Origin of the sequence: Streptomyces sp. NPDC093149 (assembly GCF_044754145.1) — a bacterium.
Taxonomy (GTDB): domain Bacteria; phylum Actinomycetota; class Actinomycetes; order Streptomycetales; family Streptomycetaceae; genus Streptomyces.
In genome coordinates this window covers 547,537-563,584 of record NZ_JBIVON010000002.1, presented here as the reverse complement: position 1 = coordinate 563,584, position 16,048 = coordinate 547,537, and the positions used below count along the sequence as shown (strand labels likewise).

Below are 16,048 nucleotides of genomic sequence, written 5' to 3'. Positions count from 1 at the left end.
GGCCTTCGGCGCACCGGCCGGGGCGGTCGCCTTGCGCACCGCACGACGACGCGTACGCGCAGGCGGCGCCTCCACGACCTCGGCCTCGACCTCGGCCACGGCGGCGGGCTCCACGATCTCCACGGCCTCGGCGGCCTTCGGCGCACCCGCCGGAGCGGTCGCCTTGCGCCGGGTACGACCGCGCGGCGCGGCGGGCTCGGGCTCGGCGGCCACCGCCGGCTCGGGCTCGACCACGGTCGTGGCTTCCTCGACGATCTCGACGGGCTCGGCGGCCTTCGGCGCACCGGCCGGGGCGGTCGCCTTGCGCACCGCACGACGACGCGTACGCGCAGGCGGCGCCTCCACGACCTCGGCCTCGACCTCGGGCTCCACGATCTCCACGGCCTCAGCGGCCTTCGGCGCACCCGCCGGAGCGGTCGCCTTGCGCACCGCACGACGACGCGTACGCGCAGGCGGCGCCTCCACGACCTCGGCCTCGACCTCGGCCACGGGCTCCACGATCTCCACGGCCTCAGCGGCCTTCGGCGCACCCGCCGGAGCGGTCGCCTTACGCACCGCACGACGACGCGTACGCGCAGGCGGCGCCTCCACGACCTCGGCCTCCGCCTCGGCGGCGGCTACGGTCTCGGCGGCGGGCTCCACGATCTCCACGGCCTCGGCGGCCTTCGGCGCACCCGCCGGAGCGGTCGCCTTGCGGACCGCACGGCGACGGGTGCGCGCGGGCGGCGCGGCCTCCGCCTCCGGGGCACTGCCGGCTTCGGCAACGGTGCTGTCGGACACTGCGGCGTCAACGGCCGGTATGGCCGGCGCGGCAGCACCCTGGGCATCCGCCACCGGCGGACCGGCCGGGCGGGACGCGGCACGACGCCTGCGGCGCGGCGGCAGCTTGTCGCCGGGTGCGTTGTTCTCTTCACCGTTCCCGGTCGTACCGGGTTCGTTGGACTGGGGCATGCGGGCGGTTCTCCCGTCAGGCTCCCGGGCGCCGCGTCTGATTCCGGTCCGGCACGGTCCGCGTGATGTACGCGGGACCGCCGTCCGGGGCGCGGGCGCCGCACGGGAGCTCAATGTCTGGCTCGCCGGTTCCGTACGCTCCGTGCGTACGGCCTGGCGAAAGTCTTATGGGTCATCGCGCGGCCCGGCCCAGGTGGCTCCCGAGTCGGAGGGCTGCGCTGCAACGACCGCCTTACGCGGAACCTGCACCTTCCGGCGCCGTCGCGACGGCGGTCCCGACGGCCGTGGGTGGAGCGGCCGGGGCTGCCTCGCGGTCGGGCGCGAGCGGGTCGGTCACCGTGCCGGACTCCTCGTCGAAGAGCCCCTGCGCCAGCCTGGTCACCGCTGCGGGGACCGGCGGCGCCAGGTCGGCCACAACGCGGAGACCGGACAGGACGTCGTCAGGTCGCACGGCAGGTGTCACGTGCCGAACAACCAGCCGCAGTATCGCACAGGGCTTGTCCTCGGGCCTATCAGCCTGTGGATCAAGGGCCTGCAGGTCGACCACGGCGGCACGGGCGTCGAAGGTGCGCATGCCGTTCTTCGCACGGCGCTGGACCTCGACGGTCTCGGCCCCGTTGAAGGCGGCCACGGCCTTGACGGCCTCCTCGGCGGTGACTCCGTCGAGACGCAGCTCCCAGACGGAGGCGGTCAGCCGCTCGGCGAGACCTGAGGTGCGGGCCTCGACGGCGTCGGTGATGTCGAGGCCGTCCGGCAGCGAGTCGTTGAGCAGCTCGCGCAGGACACCCGGATCCCGGGCCTCGGTGAGGGCGATCTCCAGGAACTCGGCCTCGCTGCCCGTGCCGGTGGGGGCGGCGTTGGCGTACGACACCTTCGGGTGCGGGGTGAAGCCGGCCGAGTAGGCCATCGGCACCTCGGAGCGGCGCAGTGCCCGCTCGAAGGCACGCTGGAAGTCACGGTGGCTGGTGAACCGGAGGCGGCCGCGCTTGGTGTAGCGCAGTCGGATGCGCTGCACCGCCGGTGCGGGCGGCGGGCCTTCGGGCTGTCGCTTGCCCAGTGGTTCTTCTCCTCGGTGCGGGGCGGGCGCGGTGGCACGCCGCCCTCGAAATGCGGGTGGCCCGGGGTGTCCGGTCCGGCTCACCCCCGCTCGGCGTTCTTCTCTCCGAGCGAGGAGATCTCTGGTTCGGGCGCCGCGCAGGGCACAGTCGTTGGTTGTTGCGTAACACCCAGAGTACGCGCAAGGGGGCTTCCCGGTTCCCGGGGCTCGGGCGCCCCCGGCCCGCCGACCAGTGCCCGCCAGGCGTCACGGCGCGCCTGGGCCACCGTCTCGCGTGCCGAGCGCAGCGCCGCCCGGACCGCACGTCCCGTCCCGACCGCGGCCCGCCTGGCGGGAGCCCAGACGGCGTCACGCACGAAATGTCCCACCGGCGTGCACACCGTGCGCCAGACCCAGGCCACCGGCGCCCCCACGAGGTGCCACGCCAGCCAGGCGACGGCTCTGCCGACGGCCCGCGAGATGAATCCCGCGATGCGCCAGGCGACACCGAACGCGGCGGCGACCTCCCTGCCGACCGGGGCGAGAACCCTCCGGTACAGCCATCCGATCGGTGCGACGATCAGCGTCGAAACCAGCCACACCGTCGCCGTCCACAGTCCGCTCCCCACCGCCGCGATCGCGCGCGCCGTCCCTTCGAGCAGCCGGCTGATCCCGTGGCCGAGCAGCGTGAGCAGGTGCCGGTACGTCCAGACCGACGGCCGTACGAGCAGGTGTTCCACCAGCCATGAGGCGGCGAGCGCCAGGGGCGTCAGGACGTGCCTCCACAGGCCGACGGCCGGCCGGACCAGCACGGCGGTGAGCACCCGGCCGACCGCGACGCCGATCCCCCGCCCGGCCGGGACGAGCAGCTCCCGGTACAGCCGGCGCAGCCCGTGGCCGATCGGGGTGAGCACCGCCCCGTACAGCCACACCACCGGCACCACGAGCCCGTAGCGCACCGCCGGCACCAGCGCATGCCGCCAGAGCGCGACCCACGGCCGGACGAGGACCGCCGCGGCCAGCCACAGCAGCGCACGGCCCAGCGGGGTGAGCACCGTCTCGTACAGCCACGCCGCGGGGATCAGCACCGCGGTCCGGAACAGCCGGGCCAGGGCACGGCCCAGGGGGCGCAGCAGAACGCGGTCGGCGGCGCGGGCGCCCGTCACCAGGGCGTCCCAGACCAATCGCACCGGCAGGACGATCACCAGCACCACGATCCGTACCGGGATCCTGATCAGGGTGGTCAGGCAGCCCTCTCCGGCTTCGTACCGCGCGGGGGCCTGATGCTTGCCGTACTCCATGCCGTACACGACGCGAAGGCCCGGACCGGGGTTTCCCGGTCCGGGCCTTCGTCACCGAGCTGTCACCCGGACGGACTCACCCGAGGCGGCTACTTCACGACCGACAACGGCAACAGCTTCTTGCCGGTCGGGCCGATCTGGATGCTGGTGTCCATCTGCGGGCAGACGCCGCAGTCGAAGCACGGGGTCCAGCGGCAGTCCTCGACCTCGGTCTCGTCGAGCGAGTCCTGCCAGTCCTCCCAGAGCCAGTCCTTGTCGAGGCCGGAGTCCAGGTGGTCCCAGGGCAGGACCTCCTCGTAGGTCCGCTCGCGGGTGGTGTACCAGTCGACGTCCACGCCGTACTCGGGCAGCGTCTTCTCGGCGGCGGTCATCCAGCGGTCGTAGCTGAAGTGCTCGCGCCAGCCGTCGAAGCGGCCGCCGGACTCGTAGACCGCCCGGATGACGGAACCGACACGGCGGTCGCCTCGCGAGAGCAGGCCCTCGACGATGCCGGGCTTGCCGTCGTGGTAGCGGAAGCCGATGGAACGGCCGTACTTCTTGTCGCCGCGGATCTTGTCGCGGAGCTTGGCCAGCCGCGCGTCGGTCTCCTCGGCGCTGAGCTGCGGGGCCCACTGGAACGGCGTGTGCGGCTTGGGCACGAAGCCGCCGATGGAGACGGTGCAGCGGATGTCGTTCTGGCCGGAGACCTCACGGCCCTTGGCGATCACGTTGACCGCCATGTCACCGATCTGGAGGACGTCCTCGTCGGTCTCGGTGGGCAGACCGCACATGAAGTACAGCTTCACCTGGCGCCATCCGTTGCCGTACGCGGTCGCGACGGTACGGATGAGGTCCTCTTCCGAGACCATCTTGTTGATGACCTTGCGCATGCGCTCGGAGCCGCCCTCGGGGGCGAAGGTGAGACCGGAGCGACGGCCGTTGCGGGTCAGCTCGTTGGCCAGGTCCACGTTGAACGCGTCGACGCGGGTGGAGGGCAGCGAGAGGCCGATCTTGTCCTCGGTGTACCGGTCGGCGAGGCCCTTGGCGATCTCGCCGATCTCGGTGTGGTCCGCGGAGGAGAGCGAGAGCAGGCCGACCTCCTCGAAGCCGGTCGCCTTGAGACCCTTCTCGACCATCTCGCCGATGCCGGTGATGCTTCGCTCCCGCACGGGGCGCGTGATCATGCCGGCCTGGCAGAAACGGCAGCCGCGGGTGCAGCCGCGGAAGATCTCGACGGACATCCGCTCGTGGACGGTCTCGGCGAGGGGCACGAGGGGCTGCTTCGGGTACGGCCACTCGTCGAGGTCCATCACCGTGTGCTTGGACACCCGCCACGGCACGCCCGACCTGTTGGGCACGACACGGCCGATGCGACCGTCCGGGAGGTACTCGACGTCGTAGAAGCCCGGGACGTAGACGCCGCCGGTCTTCGCGAGGCGGAGGAGCAGTTCCTCACGGCCGCCGGGCCGGCCCTCGGCCTTCCAGGCGCGGATGATCTCGGTGATCTCCAGGACGGCCTGCTCGCCGTCGCCGATGACCGCGCAGTCGATGAACTCCGCGATGGGCTCGGGGTTGAACGCCGCGTGGCCGCCGGCCAGCACGATCGGGTCGTCGACGGTGCGGTCCCGGGCCTCCAGCGGAATGCCCGCGAGATCCAGAGCGGTGAGCATGTTGGTGTAGCCGAGCTCGGTGGAGAAGCTCAGTCCGAAGACGTCGAACGCCTTGACCGGGCGGTGGCTGTCCACGGTGAACTGCGGGACCCGGTGCTCGCGCATCAGCTCTTCGAGGTCCGGCCACACGCTGTAGGTGCGCTCGGCGAGGACGCCCTGGCGCTCGTTGAGCACCTCGTAGAGGATCATGACGCCCTGGTTGGGCAGTCCGACCTCGTACGCGTCGGGGTACATCAGCGCCCAGCGGACATCGCATTCGTCCCACGGCTTGACGGTGGAGTTCAGCTCACCGCCGACGTACTGGATGGGCTTCTGCACATGCGGGAGCAGAGCTTCGAGCTGTGGGAAGACCGAATCGACAGACATCGCGAACTTTCGAGAGCCGGCAAGGGTGACCATCCAGCGTACCCCGGCGTTCAGCCTTCCAGCGCCGCCCGCACCCGCGGCCGGGACGCCCGCCGCCAGACCCCCGGCAGCTCCCGCTCACCGGCGGAGGCCGCCGCCTCCTCGCGCCCGTACAGCAGTCCCCAGGTGAACGCGGACTCCCCCGCCGCGTGTGCCTGGGCGGCCAGGGTGCGCAGGGCGTCGCGGGCCACCACGCTGTCCTGGTGGTCGCCGAGGAGGGTCTGCACGGCCTTCATCCGTGCGGCGAACCGCTCGGCGGGCTTCCCTAGCGCGGGCCGGGCCGCCTCCGCCGCGTAACGGGCGCGCTTGGCGGCCTTGCGGGCGTCGTGCAGGGCGAGATCGCGGTCGTGACCGGGAGGGAGCTCCAGGGCGCGGCCGACGCGGGCCGCCAGGCGTGCGTACTCCTTCAGCACGGCGCGGGGCAGTGCCCGCTCGGGCGCGCGGGACGCGTCGGGCAGCAGCGGCGGGGCGGCGAGCAGGGTGTCGAGGCACTCCAGGAGGGCCAGGTACCGCTTTCCGTCGAGGACGGCGACGGTGCGGTGCCGGGAGCCGCCCCGGCGGGCCGCCGACCAGATCCGGAGCCGGCTGTGGACGGGCCCGAGGACCAGGGTGCGGGGCAGAGCGGCGAGGCGGGCGAGCAGACGGGCGTCGAGAACCTCCTGGTCGCGGTCGATGCCCAGTTCGGCGGCCAGCCACTTCAGCTCGTCGCCGACCGGGTCGGTGACGCTCCGGTCGAGGATCCTGCGGTACGTCCGCAGCGCGCTGCGGAGCCGGCGGGTGGCGACCCGCATCTGATGCACGGAGTCGGGGAGGTCACGGCGTACGGCGGGGTCGAGGGCGACGATCGCCTCGGCCTGCCGGCGGATGTACGCGAGGACGTGGTCGCCCGCGGTGCGCCGTGCGGTGGTCCCGCCGGTCCCCTTCTTCCGGTTCCGCTCCGGCGCGGTCTCGGCGAGCGCCCTGGCCAGCTTGGACGGCAGTACGGACGGGCGGACACCGGCTTTGCGCAGCCGTCGTTCGACGGCGTCCAGGAGGGCGGGGTCGCCGTTCTCGGCGAGCTCCACCTCGATCTCGGTCCAGGCGGCCGTGCCGTCGCCGCCCGTCAGCCGTTCGGCCCGCACGGTGTCGACGGCGACCTCGGCGAGCATCTCGCCTTCGGCGTCGACCAGGTGGTGGACGTCGCGGGCGGTGCGCAGCCGGACGACGGGGACGAGCTCGCTCCCCCGGAGCCGGGACCGGAGCAGACCGGCGAAGGAGCGCGGCAGGGTGTCGGAGAGCGGTTCCTGGAGTTCGTCCCGGATACCGGAGGCGACGGGGAACTTGAGGTGCCAGCCGGCGTCGCTCCCCCCGGTGCGGCGGCGCAGGGTGAGGGAGCCGGCGGCCAGCCGCAGGTCCTCGGTGTCGTGGTAGACGGCGTCCAGTTCGCTGACGCCCCGGTGGACGACGGCCGAGACCCCGGCCACCCGGCTCAGATCCGGGAGCCGGGTCTGAGCGGTGGCTTCGTACTTCCGCTCGATCTCACGCTTCGAGTCCGCCATGAACCGAATCTAGACGTGTTGTCCGAGGATGGGCAGTGCTCCCGCACCGGCTCAGGCGCTTATCGGCCGTTGCACCCTGATCGACTGGAGCAGTCCGACGGCCACCCAGACGGCGAACATCGAGGACCCTCCGTACGACACGAACGGCAGCGGAAGCCCGGCGACCGGCATGATGCCGAGCGTCATCCCGATGTTCTCGAAGGACTGGAAGGCGAACCAGGCGATGATTCCGGCGGCGACGATCGTGCCGTACAGCTCGGTCGTCTCGCGGGCGATCCGGCAGGCGCGCCACAGGACGACGCCGAGCAGGACGAGGATCAGCCCGGCACCGAGGAAGCCGAGTTCCTCGCCCGCGACGGTGAAGACGAAGTCGGTCTGCTGCTCGGGGACGAACTGGCCGGTGGTCTGGGTGCCCTGGAAGAGGCCCGTTCCGGTGAGGCCGCCGGAGCCGATCGCGATGCGGGCCTGGTTGGTGTTGTAGCCGACGCCCGCCGGATCGAGCGCGGGGTTGGCGAAGGCGGCGAAGCGGGCGATCTGGTATTCGTCGAGCAGACCGAGCTGCCAGACGGCCACGGCGCCCGCCACGCCCGCACCGAGCAGGCCGAGGATCCATCGGTTCGAAGCGCCGGAGGCGAGGAGCACACCGAGCACGATGACGACCATGACCATCACGGAGCCGAGGTCCGGCATCCCCATGACGACGGCCATCGGCACGGCCGCCAGGCCCAGCGCCTTGGCGACGGTCCGGTGGTCGGGGTGGAGCTGGTCACCCGCGTCGACGCGCTCGGCGAGCAGCATCGCCATGATCAGGATGATGGTGATCTTGGTGAACTCGGACGGCTGGAGCGAGAAGCCGCCGCCGATGATGATCCAGGCGTGCGCCCCGTTGACGGTGGCGCCGAGCGGGGTGAGGACCGCCAGTACGAGGATCACCGAGAGGCCGTAGAGGATCGGGACGGCGCCGCGCAGGGTGCGGTGGCCGAGCCAGATCGTGCCGATCATCAGGGCGAAGCCGATGCCGGAGTTGAGTACGTGCCGGAAGAGGAAGTAGTACGGGTCGCCGTGGGTGAGCGAGTCACGGCCCCGGGTCGCGGAGTAGACCAGCAGCGAGCCGATGAACGAGAGCGCGATCGCGGACCCGAGCAGCGGCCAGTCGAGTCTGCGCACGACGGAGTCGCGGGCGACGAGTTTGCCCCAGGCGGAGCGCTCGGGGGCGTACCGCGAGACGGAGAAGCCTGCCATCAGTCGCGCCTCCCCAGGACCGCCGCGAGGGTCTGCTCCTCCGGGGTCTTCTGCGAGTTCGGGTCGTACGGCTTGATCTCCGGGGCGTCGATCGAGCCGTCCCGCTGGATCTTCGGCAGGGACTTCTGCGGGGTGGGCAGCAGCGCCTTCTTCAGATCCTGCTTGCCGGAGTCGTCGAGACCGTAGAGGGCGTCGTAGATGTTGCGCACGGCGGGCCCGGACGCGCCGGAACCCGTACCGCCCTGAGAGATCGTCATGACGATCGAGTAGTCCTTGGTGTACGTGGCGAACCAGGAGGTCGTCTGCTTGCCGTAGACCTCCGCCGTACCCGTCTTGGCGTGCATCGGGATCTTGTCCTGCGGCCAGCCGCCGAACCGCCAGGCCGCCGAACCGCGGGTCGCAACTCCCGCGAGGGCGCCGTCGATCTCGTTGCGGGTCTTGCGGGAGAACGGCAGCTTGCCGTGCGACTTGGGCGCGATCTCCTTGACGCTCTTGCCGTCGCCGCTGACGATCGCCTTGCCGACGGTGGGGTTGTAGAGGGTGCCGCCGTTGGAGATCGCGGCGTAGATGGTGGCCATCTGGATCGGGGTGACGAGGGTGTCGCCCTGGCCGATGGAGTAGTTGACGGAGTCACCGGCGCGCATCTTGTCGCCTTCGAGGCAGTTCTCGTACGCGATCTTCTCGACGTACGAGCCGTCCTTCTTGCCCTGCTTGCACCAGGCGTCCTTGTTCGCCTTGTAGAAGTCCTGCTTCCACTTGCGGTCGGGGACGCGGCCGCTGACCTCGTTGGGGAGGTCGATGCCGGTCTCCTTGCCGAGGCCGAACTGGTGGGCGGTCTTGTAGAACCAGTCCTTGGCGTGCTTCTTCGGGTTCATGCCGCCGTCCTTCAGCCACTCCTTGTGCGCGATGCCGTAGTAGACGGTGTCGCAGGAGACTTCGAGGGCCCGGCCGATCGTGATGTCCCCGTAGCCCTGGGACTCGAAGTTCTTGAAGGTCTGCCCGCCGACGTTGTACGAGCTGGGGCAGGGGTAGTGGCCGTCGAACGGGTAGCCGGCGTTGACCGCCGCGGTCGAGGAGATGACCTTGAAGATCGAGCCGGGGGCGGCCTGGCCCTGGATGGCCCGGTTCAGCAGCGGGAAGTTGGACTTCTTGCCGGTGAGCTTGGCGTAGTCCTTGGCGGAGATGCCGCCGACCCAGGCATTGGGGTCGTAGTTCGGCAGGGACGCCATCGCGACGACCCGGCCCGTCTTCGCCTCCATGACGACGACGGCGCCGGAGTCGGCCTTGTAGTTCTCACCGGTGTTCTTGTCGAACGACTGGCGGGCCGTCTTCATCGCCTCGTTGAGCTCGTACTCGGCGACGGCCTGGACCCTCGCGTCGATGGAGGTGACGACGCTGGATCCGGGCTCCGCCTCGTCGTTCTTCGCCTCGCCGATGACCCGGCCGAGGTTGTCGACCTCGTAGCGGGTGACACCGGCCTTGCCGCGCAGTTCCTTGTCGTAGGTGCGCTCCAGCCCGGAGCGGCCGACCTGGTCGGAGCGCAGGTACGGCGATTCGGTGTCCTGGGCCTTGGTGATCTCTTCGTCGGTGACGGGCGAGAGGTAGCCGAGGACCTGGGCGGTGTTGGCCTTGCCGGGCGCGGCGTAGCGGCGTACGGCGGTGGGCTCGGCGGTGATGCCGGGGAAGTCCTCGGCACGTTCGCGGATCTGGAGGGCCTGCTGGGTGGTGGCCTCGTCGGTGACCGGGATCGGCTGGTACGGCGAACCGTTCCAGCAGGGCTGCGGCGTCTTCGCGTCGCAGAGCCGGACCTTGTCGAGGACCTCCTTGGGCTCCATGCCGAGGACGTCGGCGAGCCGGGTCAGGACGCCCTTGCCGTCGTCCTTCATCTTCAGCAGCTCGGTGCGGCTGGCGGAGACGACCAGGCGCGTCTCGTTGTCGGCGAGGGGTACGCCGCGCGCGTCGAGGATGGATCCGCGGACGGCGGGCTGGACGACCTGCTGGACGTGGTTGTTCCTCGCCTCGTCGCTGTACTCCCGGCCGTTGCGGATCTGGAGGTACCACAGGCGCCCGCCGAGCGTGAGCAGCAAGGAGAAGACGAGGACCTGGATGACGACGAGACGGATCTGGACCCGTTGGGTCCGGCCGGTCTCGGGGATGTTGCTCACAGGGCGCCCCCGGTGGTGGTCGGGCCGGAGGTCCGGGGGATGTCCTCCCGGTGGTGCGGCCTCACAGTCGCTTGACTCCCTTGATCCGTCCGGCGCGTGCGGCCCGGTTGCGGGCGACCTTGACGCGCAGTCCGCCGCGCTGGCCGCCGATCCGCAGTCCGGTGCCGGCGGACAGCCAGCCCGCGGCGACGTCGCCGCCACCGGACGATTCGGCGAGCGGGTCGTTCACCGTGCGTCTGGCGACCGCCATGACCAGGGGCACGACGAACGGCGCGAGGAGCAGGTCGTAGACGGCGGCGGTGAACAGCAGGCTGCCGAGCCCGACATGACGGGCCGCCGTGTCCCCGACGAGCGCGCCGACGAGCGCGTACAGCAGGGTCGATCCGATCGCCGCGGCCACGACCGCGACCATCGGGACGAACGCCGACTTGAGCTGCCCGGTCTCCGGCTTGACGAGCCCGGCGAGGTAGCCGATGACACAGAGCACCAAGGCGTAGCGCCCGGCGGCGTGATCGGCCGGCGGCGCCAGGTCGGCGAGCAGTCCCGCGCCGAAGCCGATGAGTGCGCCGCTGACATGCCCGTACACGAACGCGAGGGCGAGGACGACGAGGAGCAGCAGGTCGGGTACGGCGCCGGGGAGTTGGAGCCGGGCGAGGACCGAGACCTGGACGACCAGGGCGACCACGACCAGCACGACGGAGAGCAGAATCCGGTTCAGACGCATGGGAATCAGCTCTACCTCTGCTCGTTGACCGCGGTGCCGGCGTTCGGTGTGGCGCCCGGACTGCCGCTCGGGTTCGGGCTTCCGCTGGGGTCCGGACTCTCGTGGATGTTCCCGACGACGTTGCCGTTGGTGTCGACGATGTCTCCGTTGGGCGAGATGGTCACGGTGACGGTCGGGGTGGGCTTCGGCTTGGCGGGCTTGGCCGGTGCCTTCGGCAGGACCATGTCGCGGGGGTCCTCGCGCGGGGCCTGGACGACGACGCCGACGATGTCGAGCTTGGTGAACCCGACGTACGGGCGGACGTAGACGGTACGGGTCAGGCCGCCGCCCGACGGGTCGACGCGGACGACCTCGCCGACCGGGACGCCGGGCACGAACGGCTTGTCCTTGCTGGAGCCGAAGGTGACCAGACGGTCGCCCTTCTTCACCTTGGCCTTGCCGTTGAGGAACTGGACGGACAGCGGCCGGGAGCCCTGGCCGGTGGCGAAGCCCAGTTCGTCGGTCTTCTCCATACGGGTGCCGACGGTGAAGTCGGGGTCGTTGGCGAGGAGCACCGTGGCGGTGTCCGGGCCGACGGTGGTGACCCGGCCGACGAGCCCGTCGCCGTTGATGACGGTCATGTCGCGCTTGATGCCGTCGTTGGAGCCCGCGTCGATGGTGACCGTCCAGGAGAAGCCCTGGGCGGCTCCTATGGCGATGACCTCGGCGCCCTTGATGCCGTACTGTCCGGCGGCCGACTTCTTCAGCATCCGGTCCAGTTCACGCACCCGGTTGCGGTTCTGGTCGTCGCTGCCGAGCCTCGTCCTGAGCGCGGTGTTCTGCTGCTCCAGTTCAGCGATCCGGTTGTGCCGGGTGCCGGAGTCGCGTACCGCTCCTATGGCGTTGCCCACCGGGTCGACGGCCGCCGCGACGCCGTTCTCGACCGGTCCGAAGACCGTGGCGGCGGCCCGCCGGGCGCCGTCCACCGGTGACTCCTCGCCGCCGCGGATGTCCACCGTGATCAGTGCGAATGCGATGGCGATCAGCAGCACCAGGAGCAGCCGGCTCTCTCGTGTGTCCCTCACGTGCGGCGGCCGTGCCTTCCTCGTCGGAATGTTCGTGCCTGTATATCAACGATCCGGGGTACGGAGCCGCAGTGGTCCGTACAGCAGACCGATGTGTTCTGCGGGCCGGCCCGTGCCCGCTACCGGCGGGGCTGGGCGTCCAGTACCTGCTGGAGTGCCTCGAACTCCTCGACGCACTTGCCCGACCCGAGCGCCACCGAGTCCAGCGGGTCCTCGGCGATATGGATCGGCATGCCGGTCTCACGGCGCAGCCGCTCGTCCAGTCCGCGCAGCAGCGCGCCGCCGCCGGTGAGGACGATGCCGCGGTCCATGACGTCGCCGGAGAGCTCCGGCGGGCACTTGTCGAGCGTGGTCTTCACCGCGTCGACGATCGCGTTGACCGGTTCCTCGATGGCCTTGCGGACCTCGCCGGCCGAGATGACCACGGTCTTGGGCAGCCCGGAGACCAGGTCCCGGCCGCGGATCTCGGTGTGCTCGTCCTTGTCCATGTCGTACGCCGAACCGATCGTGATCTTGATCTGTTCGGCGGTGCGCTCACCGAGGAGGAGCGAGTACTCCTTCTTGACGTGCTGGATGATCGCGTTGTCCAGCTCGTCACCGGCGACCCGGATCGACTGGGCAGTGACGATTCCGCCGAGCGAGATGACCGCGACCTCGGTGGTGCCGCCACCGATGTCGACGACCATGTTGCCGGTGGCCTCGTGGACCGGCAGCCCGGAACCGATGGCCGCCGCCATGGGCTCCTCGATGATGTGCACCTGGCGCGCGCCGGCCTGCGTCGACGCCTCGATGACGGCGCGTCGCTCGACCCCGGTGATGCCGGAGGGCACACAGACGACGACCCGCGGGCGGGCCAGGTAGCGGCGCTTGTGGATCTTCAGGATGAAGTAGCGGAGCATCCGCTCGGTGATCTCGAAGTCGGCGATCACGCCGTCCTTCAGTGGCCGCACGGCAACGATGTTGCCCGGCGTACGGCCGATCATCTTCTTGGCCTCGGAGCCGACCGCGAGAATGCCGCCGGTGTTGGTGTTGATGGCCACGACGGACGGCTCGTTGAGAACGATGCCGCGCCCCCTGACGTACACCAGCGTGTTGGCAGTCCCGAGGTCGATAGCCATGTCACGGCCGATGAACGACATTGAGTTCCCCTTGTTCCCCATGAGGATGCGTCGGGCCTTCCGGACAAGCGATGATGGCTTGTTCTGGTCGGCGAGGTGGGCGCTGCGGGCGTGGAAGATTCCATCGTAGTGCCGTATGCACGGACACCGCGCGAGGGTCCTTCGCCTTTGTGGGCGGAACGGGTGGCCGTTCCACTCATGGTGACGTTACGTCGGGGTGATGCGTTCCCGCGATCCGGGACCCTATGCCGAAGGGCGACCGAATTAATTCGGTCGCCCCAGGTCATGAGCGCTGTTCGGCTGATCCGAGGTCAGGAAAGGCCCGGGAAGAAAAGCTTCAGTTCTCGCTCCGCGGACTCCTCGGAGTCCGAGGCGTGGATGAGGTTCTCCCGGGTGATCGTGCCGAAGTCACCACGGATGGAGCCGGGCGCGGCGGCGATCGGGTCGGTGGGTCCGGCGAGCGTACGGATGCCCTCGATGACCCGCTCGCCCTCGGCGACCAGTGCCACGATCGGGCCGGACTGCATGAACTCGACGAGCGGCTCGTAGAAGGGGCGGCCGACGTGTTCGGCGTAGTGCTGCTCCAGCGTGGCGCGGTCGAGGGTACGCAGCTCCAGCGCGGTGATCCGCCAGCCGGCCTTGCGCTCGATCCGCCCGACGATCTCGCCGACCAGTCCGCGCCGGACGGCGTCGGGCTTGAGCAGAACGAGGGTGCGCTGGGTCATGGTGTGCGGCTCCTTGCAGGCATGCGGGTGCGGTGAGGCGAGGCTACAGGGGTACGGGAACAGTTCCGCGGCCGGGTTGGACCGACCGGCAATCGGGTGCTCCCCGATTTCCGGTCGGTCCAAGGCCACGGGGTGCGGGATCAGCCACCGGCCGCGGCCTCGGCCGCCTCCTGCGCGGCCGCCCAGCGGGCCTTCGCCTCGTCGACCTTGCGGCCGTAGTGGACCGAGGCCCACCACAGGCCGCCGAAGACCAGGCCGAGGATGAACATCATCGGGACGACGAAGCCGCTCAGCACCAGGGCGATCTGCAGCGCCCAGCCGAGCTGTATCCCGCCGGGGCGGGTGATCATTCCGCAGAGCAGCACGGAGAGCAGCATGCCGATGCCGCAGACCGTCCAGACCGTGGCGTTCGTCAGGTCGTCGGACTTCATCGCGACGAGACCGGCGAAGCCGATCACGAAGAACTCGCCGATCAGCGTCGATGCACAGAGCGTACGCACGTCGGTCAGTGCCTCCCCAGGAGCAGCCGGGCCTCGCCGACCGTGATCACGGAACCGGTCACCAGGACTCCGGCACCCGCGTATTCGTCCTCTTCCTCGGCGAGGGTGATCGCCGCCTCCAGCGCGTCGTCGAGACGCGGTTCGACCTGGACGCGGTCGTGGCCGAAGACCTCGACCGCGACGGCGGCCAGCTCGTCGGCGTCCATCGCGCGGCCGCTGGAGTTCTGGGTGACGACGACCTCGGCGAAGATCGGCTCGAAGGCTTCGAGGAGCCCCTTGACGTCCTTGTCACCACTGGCGCCGACCACACCGATCAGCCGGGAGAAACCGAATGCCTCGGAGATCCCGTCGGCGGTGGCGCGGGCGCCCGCCGGGTTGTGCGCCGCGTCCAGGACGACGGTCGGGCTGGAGCGGACCACTTCGAGGCGACCGGGCGAGATCACCGAGGCGAAGGCCCGGCGGACCGTGTCGATGTCGAGTGCGCCGGGCTGCTCGGCACCGATCCCGAAGAACGCCTCCACGGCACAGAGCGCAACCGCCGCGTTGTGCGCCTGGTGGGCGCCGTACAGCGGGAGGAAGACCTCCTCGTACTCACCGCCGAGACCGCGCAGCGTCAGCAGCTGTCCGCCGACGGCGATCTCGCGGGAGAGGACCCCGAACTCCATGCCCTCGCGGGCGACCGTGGCGTCGACCTCGACGGCCTTCTTCAGCATGACCTGCGCGGCATCGACCGGCTGCTGCGCCAGGACGACCGTGGCCCCCTGCTTGATGATCCCGGACTTCTCACCGGCGATCTCGGCGGGCGTGGCGCCGAGCCGGTCGGTGTGGTCCAGCGAGATGGGGGTGACGACGGCGACCGAGGAGTCGATCACGTTCGTCGCGTCCCAGCTGCCGCCCATGCCGACCTCGACGACGGCGACATCGACCGGCGCGTCGGCGAAGGCCGCGTACGCCATGCCCGTCAGCACCTCGAAGAAGGAGAGCCGGTACGGCTGCTGGGCGTCGACCATCTCCACGTACGGCTTGATGTCCCGGTACGCCTCGATGAAGCGCTCGGGGTCGATCGGCGAGCCGTCCAGGCTGATCCGCTCGGTGATCGACTGGACGTGCGGCGAGGTGTAACGGCCGGTGCGCAGATCGAAGGCGCCGAGCAGCGCCTCGATCATGCGGGCCGTGCTCGTCTTGCCGTTGGTCCCGGTGATGTGGATCGAGGGGTAGGCGCGCTGCGGCTCGCCGAGCACGTCCATCAGCGCGGCGATACGCGCGACGGACGGCTCCAGCTTCGTCTCGCCCCAGCGGCCGGCGAGCTCCTGCTCCACCGCGCGGAGCGCCTTGTCCACCTCGGGGTCGGCGGGGCGGGCCGGGACCTCCTGGCCCTGCGGCGGCCCCGAGCGGGTGCGCAGCGTACGGCTCCCGGCCTCGATCACCGCCAGGTCGGGGTCGCGCTGGGTCGCTTCGTCGACGATCTCCGCGAAGGTCTCGTCGGAGTCGTCGTGCCGGTCGGAAGGGCGGGGCTCACTCACGGGGCCAGTCTACGGATGGGCACGGACATCGTGCGCGGCGCCCGGCGGTGCGGGGGCCCCGGCCTCGATCGTGCGCGCAACGGCGAAGCCCCCGTACGCCCGGCAGC

At 70.7% G+C, this 16,048-nt stretch carries 12 protein-coding genes and 1 pseudogene; all 13 read right to left on the bottom strand.

Annotated elements, in window-relative coordinates; translation table 11 throughout:
• A pseudogene (locus ACIQCZ_RS09030) lies at positions 1–951 on the bottom strand (ribonuclease E/G); the annotation flags it as partial.
• 232 nt (positions 952–1,183) lie between these two features.
• Entirely contained in the window at positions 1,184–1,966 is a 783-nt protein-coding gene (locus ACIQCZ_RS09025) for a TIGR03936 family radical SAM-associated protein (protein ID WP_402280875.1), read from the bottom strand.
• A 122-nt stretch (positions 1,967–2,088) separates the two neighbouring features.
• Positions 2,089–3,288, bottom strand: coding sequence for a hypothetical protein (locus ACIQCZ_RS09020; RefSeq protein WP_402280873.1), 1,200 nt, complete (start codon positions 3,286–3,288; stop codon positions 2,089–2,091).
• Positions 3,289–3,377: 89 nt separating this feature from the next.
• The gene (locus ACIQCZ_RS09015) at positions 3,378–5,303 is read right to left on the bottom strand and encodes a TIGR03960 family B12-binding radical SAM protein (RefSeq protein ID WP_402280871.1); all 1,926 of its coding nucleotides are present in this window, start codon (positions 5,301–5,303) and stop codon (positions 3,378–3,380) included.
• 50 nt (positions 5,304–5,353) lie between these two features.
• Positions 5,354–6,880 (bottom strand): CHAD domain-containing protein, encoded by a 1,527-nt coding sequence (locus ACIQCZ_RS09010; RefSeq protein ID WP_402280869.1) that lies wholly within the window; start codon positions 6,878–6,880, stop codon positions 5,354–5,356.
• Positions 6,881–6,931: 51 nt separating this feature from the next.
• Positions 6,932–8,122 carry a rod shape-determining protein RodA gene (gene rodA / locus ACIQCZ_RS09005; protein ID WP_402280867.1) on the bottom strand — a complete coding sequence of 397 codons (1,191 nt, stop codon included), beginning with the start codon at positions 8,120–8,122 and terminating at the stop codon, positions 6,932–6,934.
• Positions 8,122–10,287, bottom strand: coding sequence for a penicillin-binding protein 2 (gene mrdA / locus ACIQCZ_RS09000; RefSeq protein WP_402280864.1), 2,166 nt, complete (start codon positions 10,285–10,287; stop codon positions 8,122–8,124). Before mrdA ends, rodA begins: the two co-directional genes overlap by 1 nt.
• 61 nt (positions 10,288–10,348) lie before the next feature.
• Positions 10,349–11,011, bottom strand: a complete 663-nt coding sequence (gene mreD, locus ACIQCZ_RS08995) for a rod shape-determining protein MreD (RefSeq protein WP_402280862.1) — start codon at positions 11,009–11,011, stop codon at positions 10,349–10,351.
• 11 nt (positions 11,012–11,022) lie between these two features.
• Entirely contained in the window at positions 11,023–12,075 is a 1,053-nt protein-coding gene (gene mreC, locus ACIQCZ_RS08990) for a rod shape-determining protein MreC (protein ID WP_402280860.1), read from the bottom strand.
• A 119-nt stretch (positions 12,076–12,194) separates the two neighbouring features.
• On the bottom strand, positions 12,195–13,214 hold the full coding sequence (locus ACIQCZ_RS08985; RefSeq protein ID WP_402280858.1) for a rod shape-determining protein: 1,020 nt from the start codon (positions 13,212–13,214) through the stop codon (positions 12,195–12,197).
• Positions 13,215–13,504: 290 nt separating this feature from the next.
• Entirely contained in the window at positions 13,505–13,918 is a 414-nt protein-coding gene (gene ndk, locus ACIQCZ_RS08980) for a nucleoside-diphosphate kinase (protein WP_093898216.1), read from the bottom strand.
• A gap of 140 nt (positions 13,919–14,058) precedes the next feature.
• Positions 14,059–14,418, bottom strand: a complete 360-nt coding sequence (locus ACIQCZ_RS08975) for a DUF4233 domain-containing protein (RefSeq protein WP_376277141.1) — start codon at positions 14,416–14,418, stop codon at positions 14,059–14,061.
• Between the two features lie 5 nt (positions 14,419–14,423).
• Positions 14,424–15,941: a bifunctional folylpolyglutamate synthase/dihydrofolate synthase gene (locus ACIQCZ_RS08970; RefSeq protein WP_402280855.1), complete on the bottom strand. Its 1,518-nt coding sequence runs from the start codon at positions 15,939–15,941 to the stop codon at positions 14,424–14,426.
• Positions 15,942–16,048: the final 107 nt, after the last annotated feature.